An 8547-nucleotide genomic window follows, 5' to 3' on the forward strand; every position below is an offset into this window, starting at 1 on the left:
CATCAAATCAGAACGAAAATGTCCGGAAAACAAATATTTCAAACTGAAACCAAAAGGCGTTGGCACACTTTCACTTGGGTTAGTCGTGGCTTCTTCCTGGTCTTCATCGCTGCAATTGTATGTGTAGCCTTTACTTTATGGTCGGTACAATCACCTCGACTACCTTTTATTAACACCAATACTCCCTTAACTCAAAAGCAACTCGAAAAGCTTAAAAAATCTCAGCAGTATAAGGATTTCACCATTGCAAAATCCAAACTGCAAAAGATAAAAAAAGATCGCGAGAAAAGAGTTTTGCTTCACCGTGGAGACAGTAAGCGCATAAACATGGCTTTTTATGTGAACTGGGCCGGTACTGCCGGAAAATCGCTGGCCGATTTAAAGAGAAATATCGGACACCTGGACATGGTTGCTACAGAATCCTTTTTCTTAAACGGAGATTCTATTGTTGACAAGGCCGATACTGCTGCACTTCATGTTATTCATCAAGCCCATAAATCGCCCATAGCTGTAGTATCTAACTTTAATCAAGATCATTGGGATGGAGCCGCTGTAAGAAGATTATTAAATGATCTCCCTGCACAACAAAAACTCATTACCAATCTCATCCGGGTTACGAAAAAATATCATTTCCAGGGGATCAACATCGATTTCGAAGAACTCAATCTAGAAAACAGAGATCAGTTCAATGCTTTTATGAAAAATCTTTATGAACAGTTTCATGCCAAAAAGCTGATGGTTTCACAAGATATTTCTCCAGAAAATGACGATTATAATCCCGCAATACTTCAAAACTACAACGATTACGTGGTACTCATGGCCTATGATCAACATACCGATCAAAGTAATGCCGGAGATATTTCACATCAAGAATGGGTAGAGGATAAGCTCGACGATATTTGCAGCGAAATGAATCCTGATAAGGTAATTTTAGCTCTTGCATGTTATGGTTATGATTGGCCACAAAACAGCGTGGGCAAATCGATAACTTACGAGGATGCCATGAATACGGCCGTAAATTATAAAAGTCAGATCCATTACAACCCACAATCTGCTAATCTGAATTACACCTATAAAGACGGTAGTAACATTACCCACGAGGTATATTTTACCGATGCGGCAACGAATTTTAACCTCATCCGTAAGGCCGACGATTGGAATATCGCAGGCGTTGCCCTCTGGCGATTAGGTTCTGAGGATAAACGCTTATGGAGCTTTATCTCTAACGATCTGAGTTTAGATGCCTTAAAGAAGAAACCTGTTGACCTCAGAAAAATTTCCCCTTTAACCATGGGTGGAATTGCCTACATCGGTGATGGGGAAATTCTTGACCTGGTTTCTACGCCAAACCCCGGAAGCGTGAAATTTACTTTAGATAAAAAGAATTTCAGCATAGCGGATCAGAAATATGTTCGTTTGCCTACACAATATGTAATTAAAAGGTTTGGTGAGGCCGATAAAAAAATAGCACTCACCTTTGATGATGGTCCCGACCCTACCTACACCCCGCAGGTAATCAATATCCTTAAAAAAGAAAATGTACCCGGTTGCTTTTTTGTAGTTGGCATCATGGCCGAAAAAAATATGGAGCTGCTCAGGCAGGAATACAATGATGGCTATGAGATTGGTAACCATACTTTTTTCCACCCAGACATGTCGGCCATTGGACCAAATAGAGTAAAATTTGAATTAAACTCTACACGAAGGTTAATTGAGGCTGTAACCGGTCACAGCACTATATTGTTTCGTGCGCCATTTAATGCGGATGCCGAACCACAAAATATTTCGGAAATACTACCCGTGGCTCAAAGCCGTAAAGAGAACTACATCAATATAGGAGAATACATTGATCCGGAAGATTGGGAGCCAGGTAAAACAGCTGATCAGATTTTTAACGAGGTAGTGAAACAACAGGATAACGGTAACATTTTGTTACTGCATGATGCTGGAGGAAATAGAGAAGCAACAGTTGCCGCGCTGCCCCGCATTATCAAATTCTTCAAACAAAAAGGCTATACCTTTACCACAGTTGGCGATTTAATGGGTAAAAAACGAGCTGAGCTCATGCCTGCTGTAAAATCAACTGCCAATAGCGGCTTCACTGGCTCTGGAGACTTATTTTTCATCAACTTTTTCTACTACGGAAACATGATTTTGAATATTATTTTCACCGTTGCCATAGTGTTAGCCATTTTAAGAACGCTATTTATTGCCTATCTCGCTCTTCTTCAAAGAAAAAAGGCCAAAAAGAACGTGCATAACCTCATTAAAAGTCCTGCTGAAAAGGTGAGCATCATTATTCCTGCATATAATGAAGAAATAACCGCGGTACAAACTATTAAGAGTCTTCTAAAAACAAATTATCCCGATTTTGAGCTGATTTTTGTAGATGATGGGTCTAAAGATGAAACCTATGCAATGGTTAATGCACAGTTTGGGAACCATCCACAAGTTAAAGTCTTCCGCAAAGCGAATGGAGGAAAGGCTTCGGCGCTCAACTATGGTATTGCCCAGGCCACTGCCGATTATATTATCTGTATTGATGCCGATACGCAATTAAAAAATAATGCAGTAACGGAGTTAATGCGTTATTTTTATCAACCTCAAATTGCAGCTGTAGCAGGAACTGTAAAAGTTGGAAATGCAAACAACATACTTACCAAATGGCAATCCATTGAATATATTACTGCGCAAAACATGGACAGGCGCGCTTTCGATCTCCTCAATACCATTACCGTTGTTCCGGGAGCCATAGGCGCATTCAGGAAAGAAGTGGTAATAGAGGTGGGTGGCTTTACAACAGATACACTGGCAGAAGATTGTGATTTAACCATGCGCATTTTAAGAGCTGGATATACCGTTAAAAATTGTGATAATGCTGTTGCGTATACAGAAGCCCCAGAAACGGTTAACATGCTTTTAAAACAACGCTTCCGCTGGAGTTTCGGCGTAATGCAAAGTTTTTGGAAAAATAGAAAAACCCTTCTAAATAAAAAATATGGTTACTTCGGAATGGTTGGCATGCCTAATATTCTAATTTATCAGATTATACTTCCGCTATTTTCGCCGCTGGCCGATTTATTCATGCTGATTTCATTAATTAGCGGTCTTTTCTCTTTGAGCGCCATTAATAACCTAAAGTTAACAGGTTTATCAGGAATATTAAGTCTTCATAATGGCTTCGGGCAAGTGCTGTTCTACTATATAATTTTTATCTTGGTCGATCTCTTTTTTGCAGCCATTGCATTTAAAATGGAGAAGGAAAAACTAAAAAGCCTGATCTATCTTTTACCTCAGCGCTTCTTTTGGCGACAATTAATGTACCTGGTATTGTTCAGATCTTTTAGAAAAGCGATTAAAGGTGAGCTGGAAACCTGGGGAACGTTAAAAAGGACAGGCAACGTAAAAGAAGTAGTTGCTTTATCTTAAAATAATCATCAGCGCTAATCATTTTAAATCTGCGGGAGGCCATTAATCGCTAACTCCTCCCGCAGATTAAGGTGATAAAACGTAGCATTATTCTTCGGCCTAGTAGACTATAAAAATAAGGACAAAGTAAACGAGAAAGTAGTTTTAACTTCACAAACCATCAGCGCTAATCATTTTAAATCTGCGGGAGAACCTCAAGATCAATGAATTAATTTTAGTATTATTGTTTTAATGATGAAGTAACCGGAACCATAATCTTAATTCTAACCAATGAGTAGCTCCACTTCAAATAACATCTCGTTGAAATCAATTTTAATGGTTGCCTTTATTGCGGGCACACTAGACGGTGCGGCGGCGGTGATCATTCTGGCCAAGTTTAAGTTTGCCGCAACATTCAAATACATTGCCAGTGCGCTATTTGGTAAAGCAGCCTTTTCTGGCGGGACGGAAATGATATTAGCAGGTATCTTCTTTCACTACCTGATTGCGCTCTCATTTACCTTATTCTATGCTATCATAGCCAGAAAACTACAGTTTTTAAGTGCTAATAAATTAGTGTCAGGAATTTTATATGGCTTATTGGTCTGGATGATAATGAACCTCATTGTGGTTCCCCTAACTCAAATACCGCATGTTGATTTTAATCTGCAACGGGCATTAATCAATGCGGTTATCTTAATTTTTTGTATCGGGTTACCTATTGCAATATTAATCCCAGGAGAAAGGCATTAACCTTTCTCGATTAAGCAAACAGCATAAGCTACTACGCCTTCTTCCCGGCCAACGAAGCCCATTTGCTCATTTGTAGTTGCCTTGATAGAGATGTCCTCTGTTGAAATTCCAATCGCTGCTGCTATATTTTCTTGCATTGCAGGAATATGAGGATTAATTTTTGGAGCCTCTAAACACAGCATGGCATCGATGTTTCCTACACTCCATCCTTTTTCAGCCAAAAGTTTTATCGTTTCCTTCAATAAAATCAAGCTACTAATGCCTTTCCATCTATCGTCTGTATTTTTAAAGTGAAAGCCTATATCACGCAAATTTGCAGCACCTAATAAAGCATCACAAATAGCATGTAACAATACATCAGCATCCGAATGCCCAAAAGCACCTTTATGGTGTTCTAAGGTAACTCCACCTACCACAAAAGGGTGCTGATCTTTTAGTTGATGAACATCAAACCCAAAGCCTACTCTTATTTTCATCTATTTTTTTTATTTGAGGTTGAAATGATTTAACCGGAAGCAGATCAGTAAACTTATTTTTTTACTGCTGTTTTTTCGCCAAAGTTAAACAAAAGACCAAAACGGAGGGTATTCGCCAGTGGACTGGTTTGCGCATTTGCCAGCAAATAAGAGAAATCTATATTAAATACGTTGTATTTCAGACCTAAACCTAAAGTAAAATAACGGCTATCACCCTTCATCGGACTTTGGTAATTATAACCTGCCCTAATGGCAAACTGTTGATTATACCAATATTCTAGCCCGGTAGAAATCCCAACTTCTTTAAGTTCTTCACTAAAACCACCCGGAGCATCACCAAAAGATCCAAAAATCCCGGCAGGAACAGATCGGTTAGGATCTTGTCCACTTACAATCTGGCCGTTGGCATCATATATAGGCTGCGTTGGAACCAATAGCTTATTAAAATCCAAAGCAAAAGTGAAGCTGCTATATTCATCAACGGCTATGGTTGAAGCACCTCCAAGCTTAAAATTAGTAGGCAGAAAGAAACTAGGCCCATCATCAGAATAGCTCATCTTTGTACCAATATTCGAAATATTAGCTCCGGCAGATAATACAGCTGGCTTTCCGAAAAGAGTGGTGGAGGTTTTATACAAGCCCGATACATCGACCGCAATAGCCTTACCACCTCTTACCTGTCCTCCTGAAGAGAACTGACCTGAAGCCAGGTTTGAATAAATGTAACGCAACGAAGAGCCCAGTGCAAATTCTTCCCCAAAGCTCCTGGCGAAAGTAAAATCGAAGGCCAGTTCGTTAGGGTTGGCAATGCCTAAGTCTTGTTGATTAATGTCTGTTAACTGAATAGAGCCCAGGGAAAAATACCTTAAAGATGCACCAATGGTATTGCGATCATCCAGTTTATAAAAGCCACTTAAATAAGCGAGGTTTATATCTGGAACCAGGCTTTTCAACCAGGGGCTATATGAAACGGCAAATCCATAAGGTTTATCGAGAAAAGCCAGTTTTGAGGGATTAATACTCGCCGAATTTACATCGCCCGCTACGGCCACACCTGCGTCACCCATTGCACCAGCACGCGCATCAGGTGTTATTAGCATAAAAGGAACAGCTGTAATGATATTGTTAGGCTCACTTCCGTTGGTTTGCGAATTGCCAATGATAACCTGGGCATTAGATCCGCTAAATACCAATGCCATAGAAATCGCAGAAAAAGCAAGCTTACTGATGTACTTGAAATTCATTCTTTAAGGTACGTAATTTTAGATTGTTGGTATTTAGCTCAATGGAGAATATGTCTTCTAAACGTAAAACCAAAAATTATATTTTACCAAATTACGAATTTTCAGAGTGTTTACTAATTAAACCTACGTTTTTTACATCACTATACAACTACAAAAACTGTAACTCATAAACAATCAACAACTTAACATTCACCATAAACTTATTGATATTTTATTGATACCGTTTTATGCCTGCCAGCCTCCCCAACTTGATCAACAAACCAGTATTCGATTAAAATTCAGTTATCGGCTACAGCGCCAGCACTATTTTTTTTCTGAATTACAGTTACCAATTCTATTTGTCCTCATGCCTGCCTCAATAAGCATATACTCTACATAAATTTGCTGTAGATCGGATATTAAGACATTAAAGAGATCCTGAATTAAAATTCACATCAGAATCAAAAAAGAATCAGAATTGAAATTTAGAGTAACCTTTAAAATGCTATACCCCTTATTTATAATATTTTAGCAAAAAACAACAAGAAAAACTAAACAGACACAATACGTAATAAAATAATACGTTATCGTTCAAAAATATATTCAAATAATTGTTGGCTCGAAGCTTATAAATCATTTAAATTTGTGTAATTTTATCGTTGGATTAATAGTGGGCGATATTTGTCTTGCATTATATGAAAAAACTAATACTATACTCTTTTGCTTGTTTATCATTGGTGGGTTTACTTTCGGGCTGTAGCTCTAAGGGGGGAAACAGTTCAAGTAAAACAGGAATCCCTTATGCGGATAAGAAAAATAAAACATCAGGCGCTTTTGCCGTGGCAACGAAGTACAAACGCGCACCGGGGCCAGGCTTAATTCCAATTGAGGGTGGAGTACTTGTTGTTGGTGGAAGTGCCATCGAAGTACCTGGGGTTGAACCAAATATTTACAACTATAAAAGACAGGTAACTGTACCTTCTTTTTACATGGATGAAACAGAGGTTTCTAATACCGACTGGTTAGAATATTTACACTGGATTAGATATAACTATCCTGAAGACAGCGAATATTATTACAATGAGCTTCCGGATTCATTGGTTTGGAGACGGGCTTTATCTTACAACGAACCTTACGTAGATAACTATTTAAGACACCCGGCCTATCGTGATTATCCTGTTGTGGGTGTTTCGTGGGAACAGGCATCACGCTACTGCGAATGGAGAACCTCAAGAGCAAATGAGTTTATTTTACGTGAAAAAGGAATTTTAACAGATTATAAAACTTTGGCTCAAGGCAACTCTGGCCGTGGTAAAAGCAATACTACTGCAGCCGCTACGCCAAAACCAGATAAACCTTTCAATACTGATGCTTATTTAAATGGCCAGTACGACGATAAAGGTAAAAACGCGCCAGTAGATTATAATGTTAAAAGTGGTGCAGCTACTACAACTGCCGGGGCAGCAGCTCCAGCCAAAGGGGGTCAGCCTAGAAGAACTGCAACATTAGAGGATGGTGTAATTATGCAACCTTACCGCCTACCAACAGAAGCGGAGTGGGAATATGCCGCACTGGGTTTAATTGGAAATACAGAATACGAAAACATTAATCAGAATAAAATTTACCCTTGGAATGGCTTAGGTGTTAGCTCTGCAAGCAAAAAAACAAGAGGCTTAATTCAAGCCAACTTTAAAAGAGCCGCCGGAGATTATATGGGTGTTGGTGGTTCACTAAATGATAAGGGAGATTTAACTGTACCGGTACTTTATTATAAACCAAACGATTTTGGGTTATACAATATGGCTGGTAACGTTAATGAATGGGTAAATGACGTATATAGAACAGGAACTTTTACTGATGCAGATGCTTTCAACCCATACCGTGGTAACTACTTCACCAACAAACAACTATCTGATGCTCAAAGTGGAAAGATTGCACTGGATAAGTATGGCAATCCAATTAAGGAAAATGCATATTCGGGTAAAAAATTAAGCTGGGCAGAGAAACAAGCATTGGCAAAAAGAGCTGATTCTATTTCTAAATCAACTGATCCTGGTACTGCTGTAACAGCTTACCAGGCCGATGAAAGAGGTTACAGAGACAGACAAAATAAGTTGTTAAACGAAGAAGGTGTTAGTTTAGTAAATGATAAATCGAGGGTTTATAAAGGTGGTTCATGGAACGATATGGCTTATTGGTTAAATCCAGCAACCCGTCGTTTCTTACAACAAGACGATGCATCCGCTGAAATTGGCTTCCGTTGTGCAATGACTATGCTTGGAGCTCCTGAAATCAGCACCGCTGGCAAAAGAAACTTTAAGCAAGCTTCTCCGAAAGCGTTCAATCCAAAGCGTTAATAAGAACAATATTCACAAAGCCCTCTTTCTAATCTGGAGGGCACTGAAAAAGTAGGCTTAAAATGGTCTATAAAAAGATTAGCGGATGGGTAGGTCATAAGATCTCCATCCGCTTTTTGTTTTTGAGTGTTTTTATATTTTTACTGATTCCAATTTATTAAGATCTCTCCCCGATTTATAGCGTTTTAGGACCCTTTTCAAGATGTTTTTTTTTGCAAAAGTGATCCCGCTTTAGAATTTTAGTATTCTTTTTAGATTTACCACGAATATCGCTATTGCACCTTGCATTTTCATGCTTTCAAGGCCATAGGAGTTTGCCCTGTCATATCC

The 8547-nt window shown here is 38.9% G+C and carries 5 protein-coding genes; 3 read left to right on the forward strand and 2 right to left on the reverse strand.

The genetic code is table 11. The features are described from left to right. The first annotated feature begins 18 nt into the window (after positions 1-18). Positions 19-3429, forward strand: a complete 3411-nt coding sequence (locus BMX11_RS16470; RefSeq protein WP_090886230.1) for a trifunctional glycoside hydrolase family 18/polysaccharide deacetylase/glycosyltransferase family 2 protein — start codon at positions 19-21, stop codon at positions 3427-3429. Between the two features lie 300 nt (positions 3430-3729). Further along, a complete protein-coding gene (locus tag BMX11_RS16475) occupies positions 3730-4161 on the forward strand; it encodes a DUF1440 domain-containing protein (protein ID WP_217643853.1) in 432 nt (143 codons plus the stop codon). On the opposite strand, the gene ispF is transcribed toward BMX11_RS16475, so the two are convergent. Further along, the gene (ispF, locus tag BMX11_RS16480; protein ID WP_090886234.1) at positions 4158-4637 is read right to left on the reverse strand and encodes a 2-C-methyl-D-erythritol 2,4-cyclodiphosphate synthase; all 480 of its coding nucleotides are present in this window, start codon (positions 4635-4637) and stop codon (positions 4158-4160) included. The genes BMX11_RS16475 and ispF overlap by 4 nt on opposite strands. 53 nt (positions 4638-4690) lie before the next feature. Continuing rightward, on the reverse strand, positions 4691-5881 hold the full coding sequence (gene porV, locus BMX11_RS16485) for a type IX secretion system outer membrane channel protein PorV (protein ID WP_090886235.1): 1191 nt from the start codon (positions 5879-5881) through the stop codon (positions 4691-4693). Positions 5882-6555: 674 nt separating this feature from the next. Here porV and BMX11_RS16490 point away from each other — a divergent pair. Continuing rightward, positions 6556-8217: an SUMF1/EgtB/PvdO family nonheme iron enzyme gene (locus BMX11_RS16490; protein ID WP_090886237.1), complete on the forward strand. Its 1662-nt coding sequence runs from the start codon at positions 6556-6558 to the stop codon at positions 8215-8217. Positions 8218-8547: the final 330 nt, after the last annotated feature.

Source organism: Pedobacter rhizosphaerae (assembly GCF_900111155.1).
GTDB lineage: Bacteria > Bacteroidota > Bacteroidia > Sphingobacteriales > Sphingobacteriaceae > Pedobacter > Pedobacter rhizosphaerae.